Source organism: Sphingobacterium daejeonense (assembly GCF_901472535.1).
Lineage (GTDB): Bacteria > Bacteroidota > Bacteroidia > Sphingobacteriales > Sphingobacteriaceae > Sphingobacterium > Sphingobacterium daejeonense.
On sequence record NZ_LR590470.1, the window covers coordinates 3,642,669 to 3,668,855 of the forward strand.

General features: G+C 39.6%; 28 protein-coding genes and 4 pseudogenes. 5 read left to right on the top strand and 27 right to left on the bottom strand.

The window, feature by feature from the left end; genetic code table 11:
• Nucleotides 1–2: 2 nt before the first annotated feature.
• Together FGL31_RS17505 and gyrB are read right to left on the bottom strand one after the other, a co-directional pair.
• Nucleotides 3–1,163: an FG-GAP repeat domain-containing protein gene (locus FGL31_RS17505; protein ID WP_138093385.1), complete on the bottom strand. Its 1,161-nt coding sequence runs from the start codon at nt 1,161–1,163 to the stop codon at nt 3–5.
• Between the two features lie 168 nt (nt 1,164–1,331).
• Nucleotides 1,332–3,292: pseudogene (gene gyrB, locus FGL31_RS17510) on the bottom strand (DNA topoisomerase (ATP-hydrolyzing) subunit B).
• Between the two features lie 200 nt (nt 3,293–3,492).
• On the opposite strand from gyrB, the gene FGL31_RS17515 reads away from it, so the two are divergent.
• From FGL31_RS17515 to FGL31_RS28265, 3 genes are all read left to right on the top strand, one after another.
• Nucleotides 3,493–4,104, top strand: a complete 612-nt coding sequence (locus tag FGL31_RS17515) for an OmpH/Skp family outer membrane protein (RefSeq protein WP_099371778.1) — start codon at nt 3,493–3,495, stop codon at nt 4,102–4,104.
• A gap of 137 nt (nt 4,105–4,241) precedes the next feature.
• Complete coding sequence (locus tag FGL31_RS28260; protein ID WP_262709157.1) at nt 4,242–4,574, top strand: CorA family divalent cation transporter; 333 nt, start codon at nt 4,242–4,244, stop codon at nt 4,572–4,574.
• A gap of 34 nt (nt 4,575–4,608) precedes the next feature.
• Complete coding sequence (locus FGL31_RS28265) at nt 4,609–5,148, top strand: CorA family divalent cation transporter (protein ID WP_262709158.1); 540 nt, start codon at nt 4,609–4,611, stop codon at nt 5,146–5,148.
• A gap of 81 nt (nt 5,149–5,229) precedes the next feature.
• Here FGL31_RS28265 and tsaB read toward each other — a convergent pair whose 3' ends face one another.
• From tsaB to mscL, 5 genes are all read right to left on the bottom strand, one after another.
• Nucleotides 5,230–5,715 carry a tRNA (adenosine(37)-N6)-threonylcarbamoyltransferase complex dimerization subunit type 1 TsaB gene (gene tsaB / locus FGL31_RS17525; protein ID WP_232046900.1) on the bottom strand — a complete coding sequence of 162 codons (486 nt, stop codon included), beginning with the start codon at nt 5,713–5,715 and terminating at the stop codon, nt 5,230–5,232.
• A 155-nt stretch (nt 5,716–5,870) separates the two neighbouring features.
• Nucleotides 5,871–6,125, bottom strand: a complete 255-nt coding sequence (gene yidD / locus FGL31_RS17530) for a membrane protein insertion efficiency factor YidD (protein WP_099371780.1) — start codon at nt 6,123–6,125, stop codon at nt 5,871–5,873.
• Nucleotides 6,088–6,501, bottom strand: coding sequence for a ribonuclease P protein component (locus FGL31_RS17535; RefSeq protein ID WP_099371781.1), 414 nt, complete (start codon nt 6,499–6,501; stop codon nt 6,088–6,090). The genes yidD and FGL31_RS17535 overlap by 38 nt, the downstream gene beginning before the upstream one ends.
• Before the next feature lie 58 nt (nt 6,502–6,559).
• On the bottom strand, nt 6,560–6,718 hold the full coding sequence (gene rpmH / locus FGL31_RS17540; protein ID WP_099371782.1) for a 50S ribosomal protein L34: 159 nt from the start codon (nt 6,716–6,718) through the stop codon (nt 6,560–6,562).
• Nucleotides 6,719–6,889: 171 nt separating this feature from the next.
• Nucleotides 6,890–7,297 (bottom strand): large-conductance mechanosensitive channel protein MscL, encoded by a 408-nt coding sequence (gene mscL, locus FGL31_RS17545; RefSeq protein WP_099371783.1) that lies wholly within the window; start codon nt 7,295–7,297, stop codon nt 6,890–6,892.
• A 306-nt stretch (nt 7,298–7,603) separates the two neighbouring features.
• On the opposite strand from mscL, the gene FGL31_RS26375 reads away from it, so the two are divergent.
• Both FGL31_RS26375 and FGL31_RS26380 read left to right on the top strand, forming a co-directional pair.
• A complete protein-coding gene (locus tag FGL31_RS26375; protein WP_232046901.1) occupies nt 7,604–7,993 on the top strand; it encodes a response regulator in 390 nt (129 codons plus the stop codon).
• Nucleotides 7,977–8,249, top strand: coding sequence for a helix-turn-helix transcriptional regulator (locus tag FGL31_RS26380; RefSeq protein WP_232046902.1), 273 nt, complete (start codon nt 7,977–7,979; stop codon nt 8,247–8,249). The genes FGL31_RS26375 and FGL31_RS26380 overlap by 17 nt, the downstream gene beginning before the upstream one ends.
• A gap of 33 nt (nt 8,250–8,282) precedes the next feature.
• On the opposite strand, the gene FGL31_RS26385 is transcribed toward FGL31_RS26380, so the two are convergent.
• The 20 genes and pseudogenes from FGL31_RS26385 to mraZ form a co-directional block, all read right to left on the bottom strand.
• On the bottom strand, nt 8,283–8,546 hold the full coding sequence (locus tag FGL31_RS26385; protein WP_232046903.1) for a hypothetical protein: 264 nt from the start codon (nt 8,544–8,546) through the stop codon (nt 8,283–8,285).
• Nucleotides 8,543–8,998: a sugar phosphate isomerase/epimerase family protein gene (locus tag FGL31_RS26390; protein WP_232046904.1), complete on the bottom strand. Its 456-nt coding sequence runs from the start codon at nt 8,996–8,998 to the stop codon at nt 8,543–8,545. Before FGL31_RS26390 ends, FGL31_RS26385 begins: the two co-directional genes overlap by 4 nt.
• Complete coding sequence (locus FGL31_RS26395) at nt 8,995–9,423, bottom strand: IolE/MocC family protein (RefSeq protein WP_232046905.1); 429 nt, start codon at nt 9,421–9,423, stop codon at nt 8,995–8,997. Before FGL31_RS26395 ends, FGL31_RS26390 begins: the two co-directional genes overlap by 4 nt.
• Nucleotides 9,424–9,505: 82 nt before the next feature.
• Nucleotides 9,506–9,691 carry a BF3379 family histone-like protein gene (locus tag FGL31_RS17560; protein WP_099371786.1) on the bottom strand — a complete coding sequence of 62 codons (186 nt, stop codon included), beginning with the start codon at nt 9,689–9,691 and terminating at the stop codon, nt 9,506–9,508.
• A gap of 131 nt (nt 9,692–9,822) precedes the next feature.
• Nucleotides 9,823–11,547 carry a cell division protein FtsZ gene (ftsZ, locus tag FGL31_RS17565; RefSeq protein WP_138093388.1) on the bottom strand — a complete coding sequence of 575 codons (1,725 nt, stop codon included), beginning with the start codon at nt 11,545–11,547 and terminating at the stop codon, nt 9,823–9,825.
• Between the two features lie 165 nt (nt 11,548–11,712).
• Nucleotides 11,713–13,074: a cell division protein FtsA gene (gene ftsA, locus FGL31_RS17570; RefSeq protein ID WP_138093391.1), complete on the bottom strand. Its 1,362-nt coding sequence runs from the start codon at nt 13,072–13,074 to the stop codon at nt 11,713–11,715.
• Between the two features lie 33 nt (nt 13,075–13,107).
• On the bottom strand, nt 13,108–13,938 hold the full coding sequence (locus FGL31_RS17575; RefSeq protein WP_138093394.1) for a POTRA-like domain-containing protein: 831 nt from the start codon (nt 13,936–13,938) through the stop codon (nt 13,108–13,110).
• Nucleotides 13,928–15,286, bottom strand: a complete 1,359-nt coding sequence (gene murC / locus FGL31_RS17580; protein ID WP_138093397.1) for a UDP-N-acetylmuramate--L-alanine ligase — start codon at nt 15,284–15,286, stop codon at nt 13,928–13,930. Before murC ends, FGL31_RS17575 begins: the two co-directional genes overlap by 11 nt.
• Nucleotides 15,287–15,289: 3 nt before the next feature.
• Nucleotides 15,290–16,390, bottom strand: a complete 1,101-nt coding sequence (gene murG, locus FGL31_RS17585; RefSeq protein WP_138093400.1) for an undecaprenyldiphospho-muramoylpentapeptide beta-N-acetylglucosaminyltransferase — start codon at nt 16,388–16,390, stop codon at nt 15,290–15,292.
• A gap of 12 nt (nt 16,391–16,402) precedes the next feature.
• The gene (locus tag FGL31_RS30565) at nt 16,403–16,543 is read right to left on the bottom strand and encodes a hypothetical protein (protein WP_512745614.1); all 141 of its coding nucleotides are present in this window, start codon (nt 16,541–16,543) and stop codon (nt 16,403–16,405) included.
• Nucleotides 16,479–17,057 (bottom strand): FtsW/RodA/SpoVE family cell cycle protein, encoded by a 579-nt coding sequence (locus tag FGL31_RS30570; protein ID WP_512745631.1) that lies wholly within the window; start codon nt 17,055–17,057, stop codon nt 16,479–16,481. The genes FGL31_RS30565 and FGL31_RS30570 overlap by 65 nt, the downstream gene beginning before the upstream one ends.
• 210 nt (nt 17,058–17,267) lie before the next feature.
• Entirely contained in the window at nt 17,268–17,549 is a 282-nt protein-coding gene (locus FGL31_RS30575) for an FtsW/RodA/SpoVE family cell cycle protein (RefSeq protein WP_512745632.1), read from the bottom strand.
• 69 nt (nt 17,550–17,618) lie between these two features.
• Nucleotides 17,619–18,998 (bottom strand): annotated as a pseudogene (murD, locus tag FGL31_RS17595) (UDP-N-acetylmuramoyl-L-alanine--D-glutamate ligase).
• A 4-nt stretch (nt 18,999–19,002) separates the two neighbouring features.
• Nucleotides 19,003–20,246 (bottom strand): annotated as a pseudogene (mraY, locus tag FGL31_RS17600) (phospho-N-acetylmuramoyl-pentapeptide-transferase).
• 5 nt (nt 20,247–20,251) lie between these two features.
• Nucleotides 20,252–21,710, bottom strand: a pseudogene (locus FGL31_RS17605) (UDP-N-acetylmuramoyl-L-alanyl-D-glutamate--2,6-diaminopimelate ligase).
• Between the two features lies 1 nt (nt 21,711).
• Nucleotides 21,712–22,830 (bottom strand): penicillin-binding transpeptidase domain-containing protein, encoded by a 1,119-nt coding sequence (locus FGL31_RS28270; protein ID WP_262709159.1) that lies wholly within the window; start codon nt 22,828–22,830, stop codon nt 21,712–21,714.
• On the bottom strand, nt 22,757–23,839 hold the full coding sequence (locus FGL31_RS28275) for a penicillin-binding transpeptidase domain-containing protein (protein WP_262709160.1): 1,083 nt from the start codon (nt 23,837–23,839) through the stop codon (nt 22,757–22,759). Before FGL31_RS28275 ends, FGL31_RS28270 begins: the two co-directional genes overlap by 74 nt.
• Nucleotides 23,840–23,854: 15 nt before the next feature.
• Nucleotides 23,855–24,052, bottom strand: coding sequence for an FtsL-like putative cell division protein (locus FGL31_RS26405; RefSeq protein WP_232046906.1), 198 nt, complete (start codon nt 24,050–24,052; stop codon nt 23,855–23,857).
• A gap of 224 nt (nt 24,053–24,276) precedes the next feature.
• On the bottom strand, nt 24,277–25,188 hold the full coding sequence (gene rsmH / locus FGL31_RS17620) for a 16S rRNA (cytosine(1402)-N(4))-methyltransferase RsmH (RefSeq protein WP_138093403.1): 912 nt from the start codon (nt 25,186–25,188) through the stop codon (nt 24,277–24,279).
• A complete protein-coding gene (mraZ, locus tag FGL31_RS17625) occupies nt 25,181–25,651 on the bottom strand; it encodes a division/cell wall cluster transcriptional repressor MraZ (protein WP_099371798.1) in 471 nt (156 codons plus the stop codon). The genes rsmH and mraZ overlap by 8 nt, the downstream gene beginning before the upstream one ends.
• Between the last annotated feature and the right edge of the window lie 536 nt (nt 25,652–26,187).

Sequence of the window (26,187 nt, forward strand, 5' to 3'; positions counted from 1 at the left end):
CCTTACCTACTTCCTTCATTAAAAAATATATACAGTCCATCTTTTCCCGCAACCACAATATCCTTCCTACCAGACTTCCTTAAATCTTCGATTGCAAAATAAATTCCAGCCCCTTTCCCATCTACACCAGATCCATAAGCAACAATATTTTTAGTAAAAGATTCTCCATTCCATTTAAAATAATAAACTCCCGCAGGATCATTAGCACCCGGATCACCTCCATTATGTGCTCTATATCGTTTTCCGGTTACCAATTCATTCTCGCCATCATTATCGATATCTACCCATTCCATGGTGTGGTATTGTGAATTATATGGATCAATAACATGTTTTTTCCAAGTGGTATTTCCTTTTTTATCTTTTACCTGTTCATACCAATCCAATCCATAAGAATGTCCTTGCCCCACGATCAAGTCATTTAGACCATCATTATTTACATCAACCACTAGAATTGGCACTCCAGCATCTCCAAAATCAAACCCTTCATGAAGCTTCCACTCTGCATTTGCCGTTGCTGGTCCTTCCAACCAGCCTGTATTCAATATTATATCTACGCGTTTGTCCCCATTGATATCTCCAAATCCAAAACCATGACCCTGCGTTTTGGCGACTTCAACCTTTGTGAATTTTCCTGTTCCTTTTCCTTGAGCATCCTTTTCAAGCTTATAATATTTCAATGGATGATTAGGATTGTTAGGTATAATCTCAGGTGTGCCATCTCCGTCCAGGTCATATGCTCGAGTAGTTTCAATATTACCGGTTTGATCAATTACATGTTTCTTCCATGGGCCATCATTCCCAGGATTTTCCATCCAGATAAGAGAAGCATCAAACCATCCACCTGTGATGTAGTCCATCTTTCCATCACCATTCACATCCATCGGAATATTTGAAAAATCATCCCAATATTCCTGCACACGTTTTACTTCTCCAATAAAATGCCGTTTTATAAAAGTTGGTCCTTCGTACCAGAAAGCACCAGAAACCAAGTCTGGATGGCCATCATTATTGACATCCATCACCCCCACAGATTCATAGGTCTCCGAAGAAACTTTCATTTTTGTGAAGTGCAATGGACCAGCTGGAAGTTCTTTTTTAGGGTTTTGGCCAAAAGCTAGATTGGACAATCCCAAGGATAATAATAAAGGTATAATTAGTCGCATACTACAAGTTAGGAAACTTGAATCGCTTAACTGTCATGGCGCATCATGCTCTATATCAACAAAAAAAAGCCACCTTAATGGTGGCTTTTCCGATTTTATCAATTTTTGACTTTTAGATCAAAAAACCTTTAGCTTCTCTTATCTCCCATCACAAATCTCACATCTATTCTAAATATCAATCTTCGCATAACGTGCATTTTGCTCGATAAATTCACGACGAGGAGCAACTTCATCACCCATCAACATCGAGAATATACGGTCACATTCTGCTGCATTTTCGATTGTAACTTGGCGTAATGTACGTCTTTCTGGATCCATTGTAGTTTCCCACAATTGCTCCGCGTTCATCTCACCAAGACCTTTATAACGTTGAACATGTACGCTATCTTCTTTACCAGCACCCTTTAAGCGCTGAATAGCTGCCAAACGTTTGAGGTTCGGTCCATGCATATTCAAAATCTTTACCTTTCTTAACCAAATATAAAGGCGGCGTTGCGATATAAACATATCCGCGCTCGATCAATTCCTTCATATAACGGAAGTAGAATGTCAACAATAAGGTTGCAATGTGAGAACCATCGACATCGGCATCCGTCATGATGATAATCTTATGGTAACGAAGTTTATCAATGTTCAGAGCTTTTGAATCTTCGGCTGTTCCAATGGCTTACACCAAGCGCAGTAAACATATTCTTGATCTCTTCATTCTCATAGATCTTATGTTCCATTGCTTTCTCCACATTCAGGATCTTACCTCTCAAAGGCATAATCGCTTGTGTAGCACGGTCCCTACCTTGTTTAGCAGTTCCACCCGCAGAATCACCCTCGACAAAGAAAATCTCACATCTATTAGGGTCTCTGTCCGAACAGTCCGCCAATTTACCCGGTAAGCCTGAACCACCCATCACAGTTTTACGCTGTACGAGTTCTCTAGCTTTACGAGCAGCAGCGCGTGCCTGAGCAGCAATTACTACCTTTTGAACGATCTGTTTAGCCTCCTTAGGGTTTTCTTCCAAATATGAGCTCAAGATCTCGCCTACAGCAACATCTACAGCACCCATAACTTCAGAGTTTCCTAATTTGGTCTTTGTTTGACCTTCAAATTGTGGCTCTGCAACTTTAACAGAAATTACAGCTGTTAAACCTTCACGGAAGTCATCACCTGTGATTTCAACCTTCAAATTTTTCAACAAACCAGAGTCATCCGCATATTTTTTCAATGTACGTGTCAATCCTCTACGGAAACCTGCCACATGAGAACCACCCTCAATTGTATTGATGTTGTTCACATATGAATGTACATTTTCTGAATAAGTATCATTGTATTGAAGAGCAAGTTCAACTGGTACACCTTGCTTAATACCTTCAACATAAATTGGCTCAGGGATCAATGCAGTTCTGTTACCATCCAAGAATTTAACGAATTCTTGAAGACCACCTTCTGACAAGTATACATTTTTCTTGAACTCGCCATTATCCAGGATTTCTCTCTCATCGATCAATGTCAATGTAATGCCTTTGTTCAAGAATGACAATTCCCTTAAGCGGTTAGCTAAGGTGTCATAGTTATATACAGTGGTAGTTGTAAAAATCTCTGGATCCGGTTGGAATGTAACGATGGTACCAGTATCTTCACTGACACCGATTTCTTTTACATCCTCTTGTGGTTTACCTTGAGAATATTCTTGCACAAAGATCTTTCCTTCTCTGTGTACTTCTGCACGCAAATGCGTAGATAAAGCGTTCACACAGGATACACCCACACCGTGCAAACCACCGGAAACCTTATAAGTATCCTTGTCGAATTTACCACCGGCGTGCAATACTGTCATTACAAGCTCTAAAGCAGATTTCTTTTCTTTTTTATTGATTCCTGTTGGAATACCGCGACCATTATCGCGAACTGATACACCGTTAGATTTTAAAATGGTTACTACAATGTCGTTACAATAACCGGCAACAGCTTCATCGATAGAGTTATCGACTACTTCATAAACCAAGTGATGTAGACCTTTTACGCCTGTATCACCGATGTACATGGAAGGGCGCTTACGTACAGCTTCTAATCCTTCTAATACCTGGATATTATCCGCTGAATACGTAGATGCATTTTTATTTTCTTCGCTCATGAAAATCCTTTAAAATTACTGTTGATTAACTTTCAAAAATACGAAATTTTGTCCTAATTATCAAATAAAAAAGGCAATGTGAACGAGCAAAATTAACATAATTTAAGAGTTGATTTTTACCGTAAATAATGTCGATTCTATAATATTTCAAAATTTTATCTTAGGTTTGTCATTGACAAAATCGAAATACAGTAAACAGAATGAATAAACTATTAAAAATTACCCTAGGCCTTGTTGCAACTGCAGCGATCGTATCATGTAACCAACAAGCTAGTACAACAACTGAAAAAACTACAGCACCTGCAACTGAAACTGCAACTGCTGCTGACCCAATTGACAAAATCGCATATGTAAATTCAGATACATTATCTGAAAAATACCAATATTTCAAAGACATCCGTGCTAAACTAGAAGCTAAAGTTAAAAAAGCACAGAATGATCTTCAAGCTAAAGGACAAGCTTATCAACGTGAGGTAGCTGATTACCAACAAAAAGCACCTACTATGAGCGCATCTGAGCGCCAAGCTACTGAAGAACGCTTAATGAGACGCCAAAACGAACTTGGCCGTCTTGATCAAAACGCATCCACTTCTATCGCACAGGAAGAACAAACAGAATTTACTAAGGTATATACATCTATTACAGACCACCTGAAAAAACATTCTGAAGAAAAAGGATACAAATTAGTATTGACATATTCTAAAACTAATCCTGCTGTATTGTACGCAGACCCTAAAATGGATATCACAAATGAAGTTCTTACTTCTTTGAATAAAGAATATAGTGACAAGAATGCTGCAGCTAAAAAATAAGCAGCTTCTTTAAACATAAAAAAACAGGTCATTAACATAAATGACCTGTTTTTTTTATGCTCTAATTTTCAAATTCAAACTTGTAATCAATTTGATTTCTGCATTAATCTCATTAATTTCAATTAAAATCTACTCATATGGTAAGACAAATTCTACGTAAAGAAGAAAACGGTTACGACTGGTACGAAATTCTTGACCCTACTCTGGAGGATTTTACAGAACTTAAGGAAAAATACAACCTAAACGACGCCTCCATAAAAGATTGTCTAGAAATTGGTCACCTACCAAAAATCGAAGAATTTGAAAATTACCACTTCCTGATCTTAAGATCGATTGCAGAAAATTTCCCAGAAAATTCAGATACCCTAATGGATATAACCTTGCGTATCTCGGTTTTCTATGATGAAGACTTTATTATCACAGTCCACCGCAATGAGATCAAACTATTGGAAGAGCTAATAAATCTTTGATAAAACCAATAAAAAACTTAAGTCAAGCAAAAGCTTGGTCAATAGCCTAGTCTCTCAATCGCTAAAAACCTTTGAAAACTTAGTGATCAATGATCTATCTGAAAAATTAGATGATTATGAAGAGAGAGTATTTTTGCACAGCAGAAGAAAACCGTTTTTGATGAGACTTTATTATCTGAAAAGACAAATCGACCTGATTCGCATCATTCTGACACTTTACAAAGATATTGTCGATTATTTCCACATGCCGGAATATCAGAACATCTACACCCAAGACCTCAGGGATATCTACTCTAGAACCAACACCCTTTTCAGAAACATTGGCGAGAATACGGCACAACTATTATCGGTATACTTCAACATCGAGTCCAACCATACCAATGAAATAATGCGGACCCTGACGATTATATCGGTATTCTTTATGCCACTTACCTTTATCGTTGGAGTCTACGGGATGAATTTCAAATACATGCCTGAATTGGACTGGAGAATCGGATACCCAGCAGTTTGGTTGTTGATGGTAGTAGTATCGATCCTAATTTACATCTGGTTCAAAAGAAAGAGATGGCTATAAAAGCGGTGATTTTTTTAGGTGTTGTCGCTACAAAAATCTTTAAGGTAAAAAGGCTCAAAATATGCAACATCCTCAAAAACTTCATTCTGATATTTTTGAAAAGAAATAGCATCCCTGATAGAACGCCAAAGAATCAAATCCTGAGATTACCTGAACAGAACTGTTGTTTTCAAAGGTCTCCTTGAACTTATCAGCGCCCGATCCAAAAAGAACCAATTTAAAACCTTGTTCTAAATAAGGGTTGAAACTTTCTTCATCAATAATCAGAGCTTCAGTCTGCTTGATTAAGCTGCCATCATTAGAATAGACCGCAGTATAAACCTCTCTCCTTCTAGCATCGATCATTGGCAACAATAAAGTCTTGCTATCTATTTCTAAAGTATTTTGAGCTAATAACCCTACGACAAGCGCATCTAAGGTGTTATTGGCAATTAATGGAATATCCAGCGCATAACATAGACCTTTAGCAGTAGAAACTCCAATCCTGAGACCTGTATATGATCCCGGACCCATACTTACTGCAACTGCAGCCAAATGATTGAATTGCAATCCTGCCTTCTCTAGCAACTCCTGGATGAATTACGGTCAATTTTGTTGCATGAAGATTGGGCTCTTCACCTACAACTGATAGAACATGTTCACCATGATTGGATAAAGAAACAGAACACAGGTTGGTAGCTGTTTCAATGGCAAGGATATAAGAATTTGACATCATTTTATTTCTAAGGTACTGGATCATGCCCATGCCCGCCCCATGGATTGCAGCGAACAATACGTTTTATGGTTAACCAACCTCCTTTAAAAGGTCCATATTTTAGGATCGCCTCCTTCCCATATTGTGAACAAGTTGGGGAATAGCGGCAACTAGCGCCCAATAAAGGTGACAGGAATATTTGATAACCCCGAATAATCACAATAAAAAGCCATTTCAATGGCTGCTTAATTCCCTTCTCCCAGATTAGATTTAGATATCTCATTTTTTAGTTTTCCTATCAATTGTTGGAGCTTGGACTGCAATGTTTCCAAAGGAAGCTTTTCGTTGCTCACATATTGAATAGCTAACAACAAATTTAAAGAATGATCCTTTAAAAAGGAATAGAGCTGATGTTTTTCAAGCCTATAGCTTTCACGCATCAATCTCTTGAGATAGTTTCGATCTACAGCCCTTTTAAAGCGCTTCTTTGGAACAGATGTAATTACTTGTACAGGGAATTCCTGATTTGGATTGTCGGGTTTTACGAGAAAAACAACCCGAAAAGGATATACAACAAAAGAAGAACCATTATGGAAAAGGTCATCAATCAACCTTTTGCTACATAATCGTTCTTCTTTTGTAAATGTATATTTTTTCATCTCGATGACCATAAAGCCGGCTAAAAGCTCGGTCCCTACATCACCGGCGAGAGTAATATTAACCTTTGTGGCGGCTTTCGTCAGAAACTGAAAGGCGTTTTCTTCCTTTTGCTCTACGAGAAGCAAGTACTCTTCTACCATTTGCAGAGCTCATACGCTCTCTGAATCCGTGTTTATTTCTTCTTTTTCTTTGCGAAGGTTGAAATGTTCTTTTCATGACGCTTTTATGCTTTTTTAAATACTTTTTATCAAATTATCCCTCAAAAGAGGAATGCAAAAATAAAGTTTATTTCACAAATAAGCAATACCCAAAATCTAATAAATAAAAAAAAGCAGATTATTTCAGCGAATAACTGTCATAATCTGCTATAATGCTCAAAAATTAAGCTTATTTATTTTTTAAAATATCGCGAATCTCAGTAAGCAATGCCTCTTCCTTAGTAGGAGCAGGAGCTGCTTCTGGCTCTGCTGGCTCCTCCCTTTTCAAGGAGTTGATACCTTTGATCACCAAGAATATACAGAATGCAATGATTAAGAACTGGATCAATACATTGATAAAGTTACCATAGGTAATAGCAACTTCTGTAACGCCAGCAGCCTCATTGGCCTCCTTGATTACATACTTCATGCTCGAAAAATCAACACCACCAGTAATAAAGCCAATTGGAGGCATGATAATATCGTCTACCAATGAAGTAACAATTTTACCAAATGCACCTCCGATTACCACACCGACAGCCAAATCAATCACGCTGCCACGCATAGCGAATTCTTTAAATTCTTTTAAAAATCCCATAAGTTTAATAGTCTAAAAAGTGAATATAATGTAATTAAATAGTTTCGTAAATGTTTAGTAAGTATTACTACCCTACAAAAAAAGCTGTTTTACTTTCAGAAACTGAAATTTTATTCAAAATAAATGAGTATTTTTAGCATGTCTGTAGATTAATTCAGTAAAATAATTTTAAAATTAAGTGAAAACGTATAAAATTATTATATTTGAGGAAACAAATTAACTACTAAAAACAATTTTTCAACCTTTTAAATCCTCCGGTTGAAATCATTCAAAAAGTGAATCTAGGAAATTTGTGTAATAATCTTTATGAAAAAAATATTAATAGCCGACGACCATATCATAGTACGCCTGGGTGTTTCAACTGCAATCAAAGAGACCATTAAAGCAGTTGAAATTGTTCATGCTCAAACATATGATGAGGTATTTGCACAATTAAAAGCAACAAATTTCGACCTCCTGCTACTGGACATCAATATGCCAGGCGGAAACAATATCAAAGTTATTAGAGAGTTGTTGGACATACAACCGGACTTGAAAATCCTAGTCTTCTCTTCTTATGACGAGACACTCTACGCTCTTAGATATATTGAAGCTGGAGCTGCTGGATATGTCAATAAAACAACCAGCATGACCGAATTCACTAACGCCATCAACAGCATTTTTCGAACGTGGCCGCTATATGTCAGAAGCAATTAAGGATCTATATGTTCAAAAACTGACAACCAGCAAATCTAAAGTAGATAGCTTAAACCCGCTTTATAAATTGTCTAACCGTGAGATGGATGTCGCAAGGCACTTGATTGAAGGTCTAGGAATTATTGAAGTGTCAAACAGGCTTAATTTGAGCTCATCAACGGTCAGCACTTATAAAAGTAGAATTTTTGAAAAACTGGGAGTACACAACATCCCAGATTTAATATCACTGTTCAAAATGAACGCAGATAAGGAATAACCAAACGGTTATTCCTTATTTTTTTAACTTACCTTATCTAAGCTGATCCATTGTCATTACTGGAATATCTTCCCTATTGACTGTTTTCAGTTCTTTCTGATCCGTATATTTATATCCATTTTCCCCCAATTTCCACAACAGTGGCGACAAGAAGTTGATACAAGCTTGTGCTCCTTGATTAATCGCTGCCATGTTTTGGGTATCTTTCGAATTCTTGGCCTCATTCTCAATTTCAAAAGGACCGCTAAAACCTCGGTCGTGCAGCACCTCCACAAAAACTGTTCCAATCCATATCATCTGTTCCACCAAAAACCGGGTAACATTGCCGTGTAGTGATGCCTGTCCCAATCGCTTTGAGGAATACTGACTCCCGCAAGCTTTGCCAATTCTTCATTCACATGCTGCATAGGGTACATTCCACCCCATTCTATCCTACCTTTGCTGCTCAGCATCCTTGTGGTCTTTACATGCACTCGTTTCAACCTCGAGATATCCATCTCTTCGATAACCTCAACAGGATCCGTATTTTGCCAAATGTCATGTGAAGGATCATAAATTTCCCCATGTGCTTTACTTGGAACTAAGGCATACATGAGTTTCCTAGCAGCCAATACACCTGGAAGGTTATTAAAAGTACTTGTAAACCTGGATGAACGCCACCCTTCCATCGGACAGTTTTCATAAACAATCGTTACCCCAAGACTCTCAGCATAATCTACAATCGGACCGAATACTTTTTTTATATTCATCTAGGTTCTTTTTGGAAACCATCAATTTGGTTTCCAAGTTCGTGATTGTAACCTACGAAAGTCCCAACCATCGCATTGTTTTCATCGCCACCCAGCAAATAAGCTATTCTTATCAGTTTTAAGAGATGATTCTGGTTCTTAAGCCTCTCAGACTCTTCACCACCAATCATGTTCTCAAACGCCCCCAAAGACAGTCTCAAGCCTTTAGAATTGAAAGCTTCTAATGTTTTCTTGGCGTCATCTGGAGTAAATCCATCATAATCTAAATGCGTAGCAGTATGATCTTCCCGAGACCCGTCCTTCCTGAACACACATAAATCTATTCCTTGGGCACCTAATCTTGCTGCAGTTTCTAATAATTCAGATTGATTGAGTTTATCATAAGCTGAACTCATCAGCCATATGGGGTTTTGAATTTGCTTCATTTATAATTTAGTTCTTTTGTTCAAATATACTCATAAAAAAAGCCCAGAACTGGGCTTAGATTGTAACAGAATCTTAAGAACTTTATTTCTTGTTCTTCAGATCCTGGATTCCTAGGCGCAAATCTTGGGCTAAAGTTTTAATATCCTGAAGACCTTTTCGAACACGGGTACCAGCTGCGCTGTTTCCCTTTGCAAAAAATTTGTCTGCATCTCCTTCTAATCCGTCGACTAGAGACTTTAGCTCTTTAAATTTATCAATACTTGCCATAATCTTAAGTTTAGTTTATAATGTTTTTTAGTAACTCACTTAAAATTAACATCTTTTTTCCATAAACAAAACCTAAACACAAAAAAAGGTGACCTTTGCAAGCCACCCTTTATTTATTAAATAGGATAAGATTAATCTACATTGTCATGTAAGAATGAATTATTTGGTCTGATTTCAGTCTCACCATCATCAAATGACAAAGTGAAACGTGATACCTGAGACTCTGAAGAATGAGGAACATCATCTAATGTTTTTTGCTTTCTTTTATAAGCTGGCTCATTCTCAAGCTCTTGAAGACCATTCGAAGATTTCAACTTCATGCTCAATTCTTTCAAACGCAAGATACGCTCTTTCGTTTTCAACAACTGATCTTCAAAGTTTGTTTCTTCTTTTTTCGCTTCTTCCAATTCAATTTCAGCTTTTTGCGGCTGCGCCTCCATGATTGGTTCAGGTGCAGGTGCTGGAACTGGCTCTTCTACAGGCTCCTCAGATTTGTAAGTGTCAAATACCGTAGGTAATTTGAATTCAAACATCGAAGGTGATGTTTTCAACTCAAAACCGTGTGGATTCGGATCTTCTTCAATCTCTTCAACATCTGAATTATCTTCTAATTCCAATGTATGACGGATCATCTGAGAATCGTTCTTTTCAACAGCATTTGCATTTACTTGTTGAGTAGCTGCAGCAGCTTTGTTAGAGAACAAGTCTGTTTGTGGAGCTTGATTTGATGGAGTTTCCGTTGGAGTGCTAGGTTTCACGAATGAACTAGCCTCTGTATTGGTTCTGTCCACAAATTGATTTGTTGCTACGGGTTTTACGAATGCAGAAGTTGGAACTTCTGGTGTCAAGGGAATGGCAATTTTCTCCATTTCCTTCTCTTTAACACGTTCCTCTGCAGTTTGGAAACCAGTCGCTATAATAGTTACCGAAAGTTCATCTTCAAAGTTCTCATCAATACAGTTACCCCAGATCAAGTCAGCCGATAGACCAGCTTTCTCTTGGATGTAATCCGTAACGATTGCAACCTCATCCATTGTTACTTCACGTGTTCCTGAAGTTATGTTCAATAAGATGTAACGAGCACCCTCGATTTCATTGTCTTTTAATAATGGAGAAGCCAACGCGCCAGTTACAGCATCTAATGCACGTTGTTCACCTGTTGCCACAGCATTACCCATGATTGCAACACCAGAATCGTTCATCACAGTACGAACGTCCTTGAAATCCACGTTTACATAACCTGGGATGGTAATGATTTCAGCGATACCTTTGGCCGCAGTGGTCAAGATATCATCCGCTTTCGCAAATGCCGCCGTCATCGTCAAGTTCCCAAAGATCTCGCGTAAACGATCGTTAGAAATAACTAAATAAGAATCTACATACTTACGCAATTCCGAAAGTCCGTCTTCAGCTTGCATACGACGTCTCTTACCCTCGAAAGTAAATGGAGTAGTAACGATCGCTACTGTCAGAATGCCCAACTCCTTTGCCGCTTTCGCAAGCACAGGACTAGCACCAGTACCAGTACCACCACCCATTCCAGCTGTGATAAACAACATCTTCGTATTGGTACCCAACATACGTTTGATATCCTCAATACTCTCGATAGCTGAATTTTCACCAACATCAGGGTCGGCACCTGCACCCATACCTTCAGTAAGACTCGCTCCTAATTGTACCTTGTTTGGAATAGGACTCAACTCCAAAGCCTGCGCATCAGTATTGCAAACAATGAAATCAACTCCACTTATTCCCTGCTTATACATGTGATTAACAGCGTTGCCACCGCCACCACCAACACCGATTACCTTAATAATCGATGAGTTCTCCTTTAACATTTCAAATTGTATCGACATATATTTTATCCTATTTAATTCTTCATCAATCTATTACGTTAACACAACGTAAGTCGACAATCCTAATGTAATATTACCAAAATCTTAACAAGAGTTTTCCACATTTGTTAAATTGTGGAAAAAAACATAGCGATGTTTGATAATTATTTCTTACCAATGAAAGTGTCATCGTCTATATCCGCCCCATCTTTGATCCAATCGCCTAAAAAAACGAGTCAACCAACCCTCCTTTTTGCTTTGACCTTCCGCTATCTCTTTAACGCCTTCTTTGTGCTTTTCTTTTGTAGGAGCTGCCTTTTTGATGAATTTTTCTTCGTTCCTCTTCTCCTCTTCCTCAATCGACTGAATACCCTTAATCAATAAACCAATACCCGTCGCATACAATGGGCTCTTCAGCTCATCGAATGCTTGCTTGTTCAACATATCTGTCTTAGCAAGGTATTCGTTCGGATATCCAATACGACAATCGATTCCTGTGATATACTCAACTAATTGAACCAAATGTTTCAATTGTGCTCCACCACCGGTGATCACGATTCCCGCAATTAATTTATCTTCATATCCTGAGGCCTTGATTTCGTAGAATACGTGCTCAATGATCTCCTCCATTCTAGCCTGAATAATAAATGCTAGATTCTTTACAGAAATCTCCTTCGCCTCTCTACCTCTGATTCCTGGAACACAGATCACTTCGTTTTCTTTGTTCTCATCAGCAAGTGCAGAACCATATCTTACTTTCAATTGCTCAGCTTGATTGCGCAATACTGCACAACCTTGACGAATGTCTTCTGTAACGATGTTACCTCCCAATGGAATTACTGCCGTATGGCGAATAATGCCCTCATGGAAAATAGCAACATCTGTCGTACCACCACCGATATCTACCAAAACAACTCCCGCAGTTTTTTCCTCTTCATCCAACACAGCCTCGGATGATGCTAGAGGTTCAAGAATCAATTCTGAAACTTCAAGATCTGAGTTGTCAACACATCTCTTGATGTTCTTGATATCAGTAACTCGGCCTGAGATAATATGAAAGTTTGCTTCCACACGTCTTCCTGCCATACCGATAGGTTCTTTGATACCTGGTTCGTTGTCAATCGTAAATTCTTGTGGCAATACATGAATGATCTCCTCTCCCGGAGGAAGTACCAATTTGTACATGTCTGAAATCAAACGCTCAATGTCTAAACGGCCGATCTCATCATCGTCATTCTTCGTTAAAATACCACGGTGCTGGATACTCTTGATGTGCTGACCTGCAATACCAACATTGACTACCTTGATGTCAACATTCGATTGCCCTTCAGCCACAGCAACAGCTTCGCGGATGCTCGTTACCGTCTTCTGGATGTTCGCAACAACCCCACGGTTTACGCCGGCAGACTCCGCCTTCCCTACACCTAATAACTCAACCTTGTTCGATCCACTACGACGACCCACTGTGACGCAGATCTTTGTAGTCCCGATGTCCAATCCCACAATGATTGGATTCTCTTTTTCATTTTCTACAATTCTAGGTTTCATATGCTGTGTTTGATGCTGTATGTAATTAATTTCTTATATTTTCTTATTTATTTTCATTTGAAGGCTATCGATAAACCAATCGCCCTTCCGCTCGCAGACTATCTGTCCGCTGTACTTCACATTTACCTTACTGTAAGCATCAGAACCTACCTTCGGTAAAATATGAGTGTAAAATTTCTTCAATCGATCCAATTTATAGCTCAATGAATCCGCATTGCCAATGATCAATTGCTGATTTCCAACCCTTGGAACAATCTCGATATCCTTGTCGTCATTCACATATAATTGAACAATCTGATTGCTCCACAATTCATCAGACTTGGTATCTTCAACGATTTTTACCAAATCTTTCACTAAGTCGCTGGTCACTGGCTCCAAAGATTTTTTATATCCCTCGCGGATATTTCCATTCGCAACCATCACATGTGGTACATATTTCAATGTCACCGGAATTTTGTTGCCTTTTGAATCAACATAATACTCTTGCCCAACCTGGTTAATGATTCTTACTACCACTTCCCTTTGTTGAACTGCAACCTGCATCGTGCCATCCATATCCATATGCACATCTGCTGAAGATACATATGGAGATTTCATCAATTCGGTTTCTATCTTTTGCAATGGCAGCGCATTTAGTTCCTTGCCAACCACCTTTCCAAACTTTTCTTTGATCATGGAGGAGATATCATTTTGATCAATGAAGGTCTCCTTTCCCTCAACCATTACTTTCAAATCAGTACATACTTGAACTTGGTCCTTCTTGTTTACCAAACTCATCAACATACCAACCCCAACTAATCCAATCAGACCTAAGAAAAAATAGCCTACTTGACGCCATTGAATATTTCTTATTCTATTTAACATGGTTTAATTCTTCTTTTAATGGTTTCACCAATTTATCAATATCCCCTGCTCCAACCGTTACAAGCAGTTCAGGGTTTTCTGTCTTAACGATTTCAAGAACCTCTTCCGGATTTACCAATCGCTTGTTTTCAAGATTAATTTTTTCCAATAACCAAGATGAATCAACCCCTTCAATCGGCAACTCCCTCGCTGGGTATATTTCCATTAACAACAACTCATCCGCCAAGCCCAATACTTCAGCAAATCCGTCTACGAAATCACGGGTCCTGCTAAAAAGGTGTGGCTGAAATATCACTGTCAATTTCTTCTCCGGATATAATTTGCGCATCGATGTCAGAAATGCTCTCAACTCTTCAGGATGATGAGCATAATCATCGATATATACATTATTATCTGTTTTTACAATGTATTCGAAACGACGTTTTACACCTTGGAAAGCAGATAATGCCTTAACAATTTTATCAGCCTCGATATTCAACAATTTGGCAACCGTAATCGCAGCAACTGCATTCTCTACATTGTGCAAACCTGGTATTCCCAAATGAATATCTTTGATGTTTAAATCCGCAGAATGATAATCAAAATAGAACTCGCCATTTTCAACACGAACATTTTCAGCATAGGCATCGCAAACTTGCTCACGTGCATAACTGATATCTCCACTAAATGGAAGTCCTAACTTCACAATTTTAGTTCCGCCATCAACAACTCTGTCCAAGAACATCTCAAAGGACAGCACCAATTCCTTAGGATCACCATAGATATCCAAGTGATCAGCATCCGCAGAAGTAACGATTGCAATATTTGGATGCAAAGTCAAGAATGAACGATCGTATTCATCGGCTTCTACAACTACTACATCATTGTCCCCAAACAATACATTGTTTTGGTAATTCGTACTGATACCACCCAAAAATGCAGAGCAATCATAGCCACTATGTTTCAACACATGTGCAACCATCGTTGAAGTTGTAGTTTTACCATGGGTACCTGCAACGGCAATCGTGAACCTGCTAGCAGAAATAAATCCCAATACTTGTGAACGCTTGAACAATTCATGACCGTGGTCTACGAAAAATCCTTTTAACGCCAAATCCTTTGGAATAGCAGGAGTAAATATGATCAGGGTTTCTTCACTTGCAGTTTTGAATGCTGAAGGCACAGTTTCCACATCATCCGTATAGGTGATTGGCATACCTTCTTCTTCCAATGTTCTAGTAAGCTCAGTTGAGGTACGGTCATAACCAGCAACCTCACATCCCAAACGACTAAAATAACGAGCCAACCCGCTCATGCCGATTCCGCCAATCCCAAGTAGATAAACTCTTTTTATTTTGTCGATATTCATATTCTATTTTTTTATTAAACTCAATACTTCTTGTGCAATTACTTCGTCCGCATCTGCAAGTGCCAACATCTTAATCTGCTCTTCCAGCTCCCGTTGCTTTGCTTCATCTTTGAAAAGACCCAAAACAGTTGGAACTAATTCTTCTCTAGCAACAGCATCTCTGACCATTAATGCAGCATGTTTCTGAACCAATGCATTCGCATTTTTGGTTTGATGATCATCTGCTACATTTGGTGAAGGAACCAAAACAACCGGTTTTCCTATCACACATAGTTCCGAGATGGTTCCTGCTCCTGCCCTTGCCACAATAACATCAGCAGCAGCATAAGCATAATCCATACGCTCTAGAAATGGCATCAACTTAATTGACTCTGGCAAGGTATCACCAAGCTCAGCCTGCAATTTCTCATAATAGTAACTACCACATTGCCAAATCACTTGAATTCCTGCAGCTGTTAATGCTGGAATACCAGCCTTGATACTATCATTCAGGGTCAATGCGCCTAAGCTACCCCCAGTTACCAATAAGGTCTTCTTTTCAAGATCCAATCCAAATGCATGGATAGCTTCTTCTCTTTTTCCTTCTATAGCAACCGAAGACTTACGGATAGGATTCCCTGTCAACAGTACACGCTCGGCAGGAAAAAATCTTTCCATCCCTTCATATGCAACACATATTTTCTTGGCCTTCGCACCCAACTTTTTGTTGGTCATCCCTGCATATGAATTTTGCTCTTGGATAACAGTCGGCAAACCCATCATATTTGCCATCATCAACAATGGACCAGAAGCATAACCTCCAACACCAATTGCTGCCTCAGCTTTAAAATCTTTAAGAACTCTTCTCGCCTTCCATAAGCTTTTCAGCATCTTGAATGGAAGACTAATGTTTTTTAATAATGATTGACGATTGAATCCAGCAATATCCAATCCTACAATCTCATATCCCGCAGCTGGAACTCTTTCCATTTCCATCTTTCCATTGGCACCTACGAATAGGATTTCAATATCCGGAGATATGTTCTTCAACGCATTGGCAATCGCTATCGCAGGAAAGATATGACCTCCCGTTCCACCACCACTTATGATTACTCTATGCGCCATTCAATATTTCAATTAAATTGTTCCAACCACTACTTTACGTGGAGCTTTCACAACTTCTTTTTCTTCTTTTACTTTTAATTCTTCAACATTACGGCTTACACTCAAGATAATTCCTAATGCAACACTCGTAAATAAAATGGACGTACCACCCATACTCACCAACGGCAATGGCACCCCTGTTACTGGGCCCCAACCCTACGGCAACTGCCATGTTTGCCAAGGCCTGTATCGTAAGACTGAAGCCCAAGCCGGCCGCTAGAAAGGCCCCGAATGCCCGAGGACTCAACGTGACAATCCGAATACATCGGTACATCAATGCAATATACAGGAAGAGTAATACCGCCCCTCCAATTGTTCCATATTCTTCAATGATAATCGCGAAAATAAAATCCGAATAAGGGTGTGGCAATACATTTCGTTGAACACTGTTACCAACTCCTTTTCCAAACATTTCACCTGTCGCAATTGCTATTTTCGCATTATTCGCTTGGTAGTTCTTGTCATCTTGGAATGAAGTCTTTCCATCATGAACCTGCTCCGTATTAAAGAAACCTTGGATACGACTCAAATAAGTAGCACGCCTTGGCCCCAAGAATATTACAAGCATCAATAAAACTCCACCGCCCATACATACCACAGGCAATCTGCTTGAAACTGATACGACCAATTAATAATAACAATACACTAACGCCAAAAAGCATCAAAGCAGTAGATAAGTTAGCCCATGCAATCAATACAAACACAAAACAAACCGCTCCCATGATAGGTATAAAAGACTTCTTTACATCCTTGATTTCCTCCTGCTTGCGAGATAACATCCTTGCCAAAAAATGTGATCAATGCCAACTTCGCCAAATCCGAAGTCTGAAACGTTTGATTAATCACAGGGAATAGTCAACCAACGACTAGCCTCATTGACCTTACTACCAAAAACTAAGGTGTAAAGCAATAGAGGAATCGTAATGACCATCAATAACTTCGAAATACCAGCATAATAACGGTAATCCAATTTATGTGAAAGGTACATCAATGCTAAACCTGCAATCACAATGAATAGGTGTTTGAATAAGTACATCTCAGTACCTTTACCTTCCTTGTAGGCCAATGTTCCCACTGAACTGTAAACAGCCAATAGTGACCAAATGGATAATAGAATCACCAATGATCCAAATCCATTTATCGCCTTTTAGTTTTAGAAAAAATGTATTCCATTGTCTCTCTTTTATGATTATAAAGTCATTACTGCTTCTTTGAACTTGTCTCCACGGTCTTCGTAGTTTTTAAACCAATCAAAGCTGGCACATGCTGGTGACAACAATACCGTATCACCTTTTTTAGCCAAATGTGAAGCTATTTGAACAGCATCACTCATAGATGCGCTGTTCACGATTACATCAGTGTCATCCTCAAATGCTTCGTGGATACGACCAGTATCTTTACCGATGCAGATGATTGCTTTTACCTTAGAACGAACAAGATCTTTCAACATCTCATAATCGTTGCCTTTATCAACACCACCCATGATCAATACGATATCCGTAGAGAAACTCTCCAATGCATACCATACCGAGTTCACGTTTGTAGCCTTTGAATCATTGATATAGTTCACACCGCCAATACAAGCAACGTGCTCCAACCTGTGCTCAACATTCACAAAGGACCCCATGCTCTCCTTCATCTTTTGGTTTCCTCAATTCCTGAACCTTAGCAACTAAACCAGAAGCCATGTTGTTGTAAACATTGTGCTTGCCCTGCAGTGATAATTCTTCAATATTCATGATAAAAGCTTCTCTATTTGGTATTAAAAATGTTCAAATTCTTCTCGTCGTCCAGATACGCTCCGGTATCTAATTTCCCCTCCAATGTGAATGGCAAGTGCATTGCTGCTGTTGGATGTTTATCCAGGGCTGCCACAGTTTCAGGATCATCCTTGCAATAAATAAAGTAATCCGTATCCTTTTGATTTTGAACCATGCGGAACTTTGATGCCACATAATTCTCCATCTTGTATTCATATCGATCCAAATGATCGGGTGTAATATTCAATATCACTGCTTACATCTGCCCTGAAATGGTACATATCATCCAACATAAAACTGGAGATCTCCAATACATAAGCATCATGTTTTTCCCTTGCTACCTGCAATGCGAAGCTATTACCAATGTTTCCTGCAAGACCAACATTCAAGCCTCCATTTTTCAACATGTTATAGGTCAACAAGGTGGTCGTTGTTTTTCCGTTTGACCCAGTGATGCAAAATAATTTCGCATCCGTATATTGCGCGGCAAACTCGATCTCCGAAATAATCGGCAAAGCCTAAGCCTCTCAATTTTTTAATTAATGGAGCCTTTTCAGGAATCCCAGGACTTTTTTACAACTAAATCAGCATTGATGATCTGGTCCTTAGTATGCTGTCCCTCCTCATAGGCAATACCCTCTTTTTTCCAAAGTGGATTTATACGTATCAGCTATGCTTCCCATATCTGACACAAATACATCAAAACCCTGGTCTTTGCCGAGAATCGCAGCTCCAACGCCGCTCTCACCAGCACCTAGTATCACTAAGCGACCTGATTGTGGGTAATATGTATGTGCAATATTTGGCATTTCGTTATCTTACTTTCAATGTCACAATGGTTAAAATCGCCAAGATGATAGACACAATTACAAAGCGCGTACAATCTTGGATTCGTGATAACCTTTCTTTTGATAATGGTGATGCAATGGAGACATCAAGAAAATCCTTCTTCCCTCTCCAAACTTCTTTTTGGTGTATTTGAAGTATGATACTTGAAGGATTACTGACAAGTTCTCGATCAAGAAAATACCACATAGCACAGGAATCAACAGTTCTTTACGAATTAAGATCGCAAAGGCTGCAATGATACCCCCAATAGCCAAACTACCTGTATCTCCATAAACACCTGTGCAGGGTAGGCATTGTACCATAAAAAGCCAGTACATGCCCCAACAAAGGCTCCCGCAAAAATTACCAGCTCACCCGAATTCGGAATAAACATGATGTTGAGGTAATCCGCAAAAATGATGTTACCCGATACATAGGCCAAAACAGCTAAGGTAATACCCATAATTGCCGATGTACCCGTCGCGAGACCATCAATCCCATCCGTAATATTCGCTCCATTGGACACCGCAGTAATAATAAATACGACTACGACCAAGAAAACAAAGAACGTCGCCATAGGGCTATTGACACCGAATACATCCAATACTTTGGAGTAATCGAACTCATTGTTTTTATAAAAAGGAATGTTCGTCTTCGTAGACTTCACATTCTCAGCGTATGACTTCTCTCCCGTTGAAGGATTGATAATAACCTCTACCGGTTTCGAAGATGTTGGATTCGCAACCTGTTGCCTTGCAACAATCTCAGGATGGAAATACATCGTAATAGCAAATCAAAACCCCTAATCCCACTTGGCCAATTACTTTGAACTTCCCTGCTAATCCTTCTTTATTCTTACGGAAGACTTTGATATAATCATCTAAAAATCCAATTGCACCCATCCAAACTGTGGTAATGATCATTAATATGATATAGATATTGTCCAGTTTAGCAAAGAGCAAGGTTGGTATTAAAATACCAGCGATGATAATCAAACCACCCATTGTCGGAGTACCTTGTTTCTTTTTCTCTCCCTCTAATCCAAGGTCGCGAATAGTTTCTCCAACTTGTTTTTGATGCAACAAACGAATTAAACGGCTACCATATACAGTAGTGATAATCAACGAAGTGATAACTGCCATGGCTGTACGAAACGATATAAATTGGAATAATCCAGCACCTGGAATATGGATGTGCTCGTTTAGCCAAGTGAATAAATAGTAAAGCATGCAGTTTAATTGTGTTCGTTAAAAATCTTTATTAATTCCTCTTTGTCATCGAAGTGATTCTTCACCCGTTTACATCTTGATATTTCTCGTGTCCTTTTCCAGCAACCAAAAATCAACATCGCCTGGCTGTGCCAGATGAAAAGCAGCACGAATTGCCTCTCTTTCTATCTGTTATGGAAAACACATTCTTTCTTTTGTCTGACGGAATACCCACTTCCATCTCCCTGATGATAGTACCTGGGTCTTCGGTCCTCGGATTGTCTGAAGTCAAGACTACTTTATCGCTCAATCTTGCTGCTACCTCAGCCATCTCGGGACGTTTCGTTTTGTCACGATCTCCACCACAGCCCAAAACCGTCAAAATCTGCTGACCTGGCTTTCTCAAATCACCAATCGTTTCCAAAACATTTTCTACAGCATCCGGTGTATGCGCATAGTCAACAATAGCAACCACGCCAGTCGAAGATTTCATTGTCTCAAAACGACCCTCAGCACCAGAAATCTCACTCAATGCCATCAACACCTTCATCGTTTCTTGCTCCAATAAAATTGCAGCACCGTATACCGCCAATAAATTGTAAGCATTGAAATCACCTACCAATTTTACCCACACTTCCTGACCATCAACCTGCAAAAGCATCCCATCGAAATGGCTTTCCAAAATCTTGGCCTTAAAATCAGCCATCTGGTGCAAACCATAGGTTTTCTTGTGCGCAAAAGTATTTTGAAGCATAACCAATCCGTTTTTATCATCGATATTGGTCAATGCAAATGCATATCTGTCTAAATCATCAAAGAACTTTTTCTTCGCCTTGATATAGTTGGCAAAGGCTCCATGGAAATCCAAGTGATCATGCGTGATATTGGTGAAGATGCCACCAGCAAACTTCAACCCTGCAATCCTTTGCTGAACTACAGCATGCGAACTCACTTCCATGAAACAATAATCACATCCATCCTCAACCATATCCTTCAACAAGGAATTCAATGAAATTGGATCAGGTGTGGTATGTGTTGCTTCAACAACCCTATCCCCAATCTGATTTTGAACAGTAGACAATAAGCCTACATGAAAACCCAGCTTGCTAAAAAGGTTGAAAAGCAAGGTAGCAACCGTTGTTTTACCGTTTGTACCTGTTACTCCCACTAATTTCAATTTCGAGGAAGATTGCCGTAGAATGTCGATGCCATCACTCCTAACGCATAGGCCGAATCTCCAACAACAACATAAACTACTTTTTCATCCAGCTCCTCTGGTAATTCTTCAACCACCACAACCGAAGCACCCAATTCAATGGCTTTACCAACAAATAGATGACCATCAGTTTGATGTCCACGAACTGCCACAAACGCACTGCCTTCAACCGCTTTTCTCGAGTCTAGACAAAGCGAGCTAACCTCTGTCTCCAGAGAACCTCGGTAATCAGTTACCGGAATAGCATGTAGCAACTCCTTCAACAACATATTAATTCAATTCTATTAAAACATTAGTCCCTGGTTTCAATCGCTGACCAGCTGCTAATGATTGATTCACAACTTTACCCTTTCCTCTAACTGTCGCTTTAAATCCAGCGTTTTCCATTGCATACAATGCATCAACCAAACCCATCCCCTTCACATTCGGAACAACACCTTCTTTAAACTCGCCAACAGTAAATGCCTGTGCCGTATGATCCGAAGAATCTTTGTCAGACTCAACGATCGAATTCCAGTTTACAGACTGAACACCTAACATCTGATATACTTTGGCTGTAGCATCTTTCGACCCTCTCAATGTATAAGGAACTTTACTTCCTGATACATTCACTTGACGGTTGTTGAATGTTTTGTGCAATGAAAGGTCATTTGCATAAACCATATCCGCCAACTCTCTGAATACTGGTCCAGCTACCGAACCACCATAGTATCCATTCCTTGGGTTACGAATAACCACAATCATGGAATATTTAGGATTCTCTGCAGGAAAATATCCAGCAAATGATGATTGATACCTTCTCGCTCCATACCCACGTGCACCATCTGCCATCTGCGCAGTACCAGTTTTACCTGCCGAAGTGTACAATGGACTTCTCAAGCGTTTACCCGTTCCTTCAGTCATCACCCCCGCCATCATCTTCTGCATTTTACCAATCGCCTCCTTAGAAGCAATTTGTTTATTGATCACTCGAGCTTCAAATTTCTTTACGGTTGATCCCAGGTGTTGAATTTCTTTTACAAACAATGGCGCAACCATTTTACCGTCATTTGCAACTGCATTGAACAAAGTCAATGTCTGCAAAGGAGTTAATTTCAGCTCATATCCATAGGCCATCTGCACCAATGAAAGCTTACTCCAAGATCTGCTATCTGGCATCTTAACCCATGGGTTAGCCTCTCCCGGAATCTGAAGACCCAATGGTTTCGCCATACCCCACTCATGAAGTTTACCAGTGAATTTTTCCGGATTCTTACCGTAATGCGTACCAATCGTTTTTGCAACACCCACGTTTGAAGACTCCTCAAATGCCTCTTTAATAGTCCACTTTGGATTTCTTTGGTGGATGTGAATCTTTAATCGTGTGTCCAGGGACTTTCCAAGTACCATTACCGATATCGATAACAGTGCTTGTATCAACCATATTGTCATCCAATGCCACCAAATAAGAAGCTACCTTGAATGTTGATCCCGGATCCGCTCCTTGAGCAATAGCATAATTGAATTTTTCTCTATAAACACCTTCAGAATCCCTAGTAAAATTGGCAATCGCCCTTACTTCCCCAGTCGCTACCTCCATCAGCACTACACAGCCATTATCTGCATTACTTTGGATCAATTGTTTCTCCAAAGCACGCTGAGCCATGTCCTGCATGTTGACATCTATGGTTGCAATAATATCAGAACCATCAGTCGGAGCGACTTCCATCTCACGGTTTACAGGAATCCAAACACCACCAGCAATGCGTTGCATTAACTGAACACCACTCTTACCTTCAATATAATCCCCATAAGCACCTTCAAGACCAACACGTACAGTATCACCCTTACTATTTTTGTAACCAATGGTACGTGCTGCCAAATTTGTAAATGGCAGGATACGCTTGTTTTCTCTAACTGCTATCAAAGAACTTGAGAATCTCTCTTTCTCTTCCTTAAAATTCCTCAACAAAGGAAAGGTCTTTAAGACCTTCAGTTGTTGATGCGTAACATCACGTTTCAAAAGCACGTAACGCTGCTTTTTAGCTCTGGCTTCTTTTAACTGGGTCAGATACTGCCTAGCTGACCTGTCCTTAAAGTAGGCAGCCAGCTTGTTGGCCAAAGAATCCACCCGAGCATTAAAAACATTGTTATGCTCGGATGGAATGGCCATCGCATCAAACCGTATCTCATATTCCGGAACAGAAGTAGCCAGTAAACTTCCGTCATTGGAATAAATATTTCCTCTTGCCGCCTCGATCACACGCTCGCGAATAGTCAAACTATCTGCAATTGCGCGCCACTGATCCCCATCAACATATTGAAGGTGCAATAACTTGCCGAAAACCAATAAAGCACCAAAAACCATCAGGCCAAATGCCAGGTACACCCTAATCAATATGGACTTCCTAATATTCATCTATTGGTCTCTTTATTATTTTACTTCCCTTACTATTTCTAACTTAATTGGCGGTTCTGTTCTTTCTTTCAATCCCAGCGTATCCGCTCTTTTAGCAATCTCTGTTTGCGTCGTCAACTTCATCAATTCCGCATTCAATGACTTGTAATCCCAACCTAGCTCCTTCACTTCCCTCCCCAACTTATCAATCCTTCTAACCGTGTTCTCTGCCAAGTGGCGATTCGAGATGTACAGCAATCTAACAAGGCAAGAAATGCCACAAACGGCAAATTTCTGGCAACTAACAAGGAAGAGATTTTTTTCTGCGAAAAGAATGTTTTCAGAAAGTCCTGGGTCTCCTCGACCTTCTCCTCCAATGCATCCGACATCTCCTCTTGAACTTCCTCACTCAGCTCCTTTTGCTTTATAGTATTTCTCTTTGCCATACTTTTACTCTACTATATTTTTTCTGCGATCCTCAACTTTGCACTGCGTGCTCTGTTGTTTTGTTTTACTTCATCTCCCGAAGCCACGATCGCTTTCCTACTAATCACTTTAAATGGCTTAATCTCATTTCCAAAGAAATCCTTCTCTACTTCTCCTTTGAACTTACCCTTGGCCATAAAATTCTTTACCAATCTATCCTCCAACGAATGATATGACATCACCACCAATCTGCCTTCAACTTTCAAAACTCCTGCAGTCTGTTCCAAAAATTCCTGCAAGGCCTCCAATTCTTTGTTAACTTCAATTCTTAATGCCTGAAAAACCTGAGCATGATATTTATGCTCCTTGCCTTTAGGTACTAATTTTTGAATCGCAGCTTTCAACTCAGCAACAGTCTGGATTGGATTGCTCAATCGGCCAGTCACAATTGTTTTGGCCAACGATTTAGCATTTTGGATTTCACCGTACATGCCGAAAATCCTATGCAAGTCCTCCTCAGAATATGTATTCAATACTTTGCGAGCATCAAGATCAGCGATCTGATCCATCCTCATATCCAAGTCCGCATCAAAGCGAATTGAAAAACCGCGGTCCGCAGCATCAAATTGATGCGACGAAACCCCTAAATCGGCCAAAATACCGTCTACCTGTTTTACACCTTCTAAGCGCAGATAATTTTTTAAGAACTTAAAATTTTGGTGGATCAATGTAAACCTTTCATCCGGAAGCGCATTTTTAATAGCGTCAGGATCTTGATCAAAAGCGATCAATCTTCCCTGCGGCCCCAAATGCTTTAGAATCTCTTTCGAGTGTCCGCCACCCCCAAATGTCACATCTACATAAATCCCGTTTGGTTTTATAGCTAGTGCGTCAATACACTCCTGGAGCATTACTGGAACGTGATAACCGATTTCGTTACTCATTGCCATCTCCGAAGTTAAATCCGCCCATTACTTCTTCTGCCAATGAAGAGAAGTCATCATCCAAACTTCCATCCATCATTTTTTCATACTCATCCTTCGCCCAAACCTCGATCTTGTCGAACTGACATTGCAAGAAAACATCTCCGTTAACATTTGCATACTCCAACAATGATTTTGGCAAAAGAACCCTTCCTGCAGAATCCAAGGAAAGCTCCGTAGCACCACGCATAAACTGACGGATGAATTTTCTGTTCCGCTCGTTATACTGGTTCAACTTCGACAACTGAAGCATCTTCTTGCTCCACTCCTCTTTCGTGTAAATCACCAAATTCTTCTCAAAACCACGATTCACAACAAGCCCTTCACGCTCTACATCAGGCAGTTGCCTTTTGAGCGCTGCAGGAACCACCATTCTTCCTTTGGTGTCCAACTTGCATTCGAATTCGCCGATTAATTGAATCATTTAGTAAACTTCTACAGTAATATTAATGTAAAAGTATACACTTTCTCCCACAATCTCCCACAATGCCCCACAAAAAAGTTTTCCACATAGTATATCGACTACAAAAAACCCCTTTAAACACCCTAAAACGCATAATAATATTGAAAACCACAATAAATTAAGGTTTGTAAAAAATCTCTGCTTTACGCCAAAAAACGGATACAAATTCCTTGTTTTTAAGGAATTGAATTACCCAAAAACAGCAAAAGTGGGGCCAAAGTGGGAGGAACATCAGCAGAATCGAAGGTCAAGTGGGAGGAAGTGGCAGAATCTGTGGTCTTTTTGAGAAAAAATCCGACCGATCTGGATTTGTTTTATATGAATAATACAAGGTCAAACAGGGGACTTGTTCCACTCTCGTTATTCTTTCATTCGGACCTTCTTCGGACCTTGTTCGGGTGTTTTCCGAACAAGGTCCGAACAAGGTCCGAACAAAGCCCGAAGGAGAGACGAATGAGAGTATAACAAGGACCTTATTATACTGCGCTGCTGATAGT

What these genes read in the sequence shown, in the direction of transcription:
- mraZ (WP_099371798.1), bottom strand. Translation starts at nt 25,651, where the DNA reads ATGATTCAATTAATCGGCGAATTCGAATGCAAGTTGGACACCAAAGGA.
- FGL31_RS28270 (WP_262709159.1), bottom strand. Translation starts at nt 22,830, where the DNA reads ATGGTACTTGGAAAGTCCCTGGACACACGATTAAAGATTCACATCCAC.
- ftsZ (WP_138093388.1), bottom strand. Translation starts at nt 11,547, where the DNA reads ATGTCGATACAATTTGAAATGTTAAAGGAGAACTCATCGATTATTAAG.
- FGL31_RS17560 (WP_099371786.1), bottom strand. Translation starts at nt 9,691, where the DNA reads ATGGCAAGTATTGATAAATTTAAAGAGCTAAAGTCTCTAGTCGACGGA.
- FGL31_RS28260 (WP_262709157.1), top strand. Translation starts at nt 4,242, where the DNA reads ATGGTAAGACAAATTCTACGTAAAGAAGAAAACGGTTACGACTGGTAC.
- rpmH (WP_099371782.1), bottom strand. Translation starts at nt 6,718, where the DNA reads ATGAAAAGAACATTTCAACCTTCGCAAAGAAAAAGAAGAAATAAACAC.
- FGL31_RS26375 (WP_232046901.1), top strand. Translation starts at nt 7,604, where the DNA reads ATGAAAAAAATATTAATAGCCGACGACCATATCATAGTACGCCTGGGT.
- FGL31_RS17535 (WP_099371781.1), bottom strand. Translation starts at nt 6,501, where the DNA reads ATGAAAAAATATACATTTACAAAAGAAGAACGATTATGTAGCAAAAGG.
- FGL31_RS30565 (WP_512745614.1), bottom strand. Translation starts at nt 16,543, where the DNA reads ATGGGTGGTACGTCCATTTTATTTACGAGTGTTGCATTAGGAATTATC.
- murC (WP_138093397.1), bottom strand. Translation starts at nt 15,286, where the DNA reads ATGAATATCGACAAAATAAAAAGAGTTTATCTACTTGGGATTGGCGGA.
- FGL31_RS17515 (WP_099371778.1), top strand. Translation starts at nt 3,493, where the DNA reads ATGAATAAACTATTAAAAATTACCCTAGGCCTTGTTGCAACTGCAGCG.
- rsmH (WP_138093403.1), bottom strand. Translation starts at nt 25,188, where the DNA reads ATGAGTAACGAAATCGGTTATCACGTTCCAGTAATGCTCCAGGAGTGT.
- murG (WP_138093400.1), bottom strand. Translation starts at nt 16,390, where the DNA reads ATGGCGCATAGAGTAATCATAAGTGGTGGTGGAACGGGAGGTCATATC.
- FGL31_RS26395 (WP_232046905.1), bottom strand. Translation starts at nt 9,423, where the DNA reads ATGAAGCAAATTCAAAACCCCATATGGCTGATGAGTTCAGCTTATGAT.
- FGL31_RS26390 (WP_232046904.1), bottom strand. Translation starts at nt 8,998, where the DNA reads ATGAATATAAAAAAAGTATTCGGTCCGATTGTAGATTATGCTGAGAGT.
- FGL31_RS17505 (WP_138093385.1), bottom strand. Translation starts at nt 1,163, where the DNA reads ATGCGACTAATTATACCTTTATTATTATCCTTGGGATTGTCCAATCTA.
- FGL31_RS28275 (WP_262709160.1), bottom strand. Translation starts at nt 23,839, where the DNA reads ATGAATATTAGGAAGTCCATATTGATTAGGGTGTACCTGGCATTTGGC.
- ftsA (WP_138093391.1), bottom strand. Translation starts at nt 13,074, where the DNA reads ATGAAACCTAGAATTGTAGAAAATGAAAAAGAGAATCCAATCATTGTG.
- yidD (WP_099371780.1), bottom strand. Translation starts at nt 6,125, where the DNA reads ATGAGATATCTAAATCTAATCTGGGAGAAGGGAATTAAGCAGCCATTG.
- FGL31_RS26385 (WP_232046903.1), bottom strand. Translation starts at nt 8,546, where the DNA reads ATGATATGGATTGGAACAGTTTTTGTGGAGGTGCTGCACGACCGAGGT.
- FGL31_RS26380 (WP_232046902.1), top strand. Translation starts at nt 7,977, where the DNA reads ATGTCAGAAGCAATTAAGGATCTATATGTTCAAAAACTGACAACCAGC.
- mscL (WP_099371783.1), bottom strand. Translation starts at nt 7,297, where the DNA reads ATGGGATTTTTAAAAGAATTTAAAGAATTCGCTATGCGTGGCAGCGTG.
- FGL31_RS17575 (WP_138093394.1), bottom strand. Translation starts at nt 13,938, where the DNA reads ATGTTAAATAGAATAAGAAATATTCAATGGCGTCAAGTAGGCTATTTT.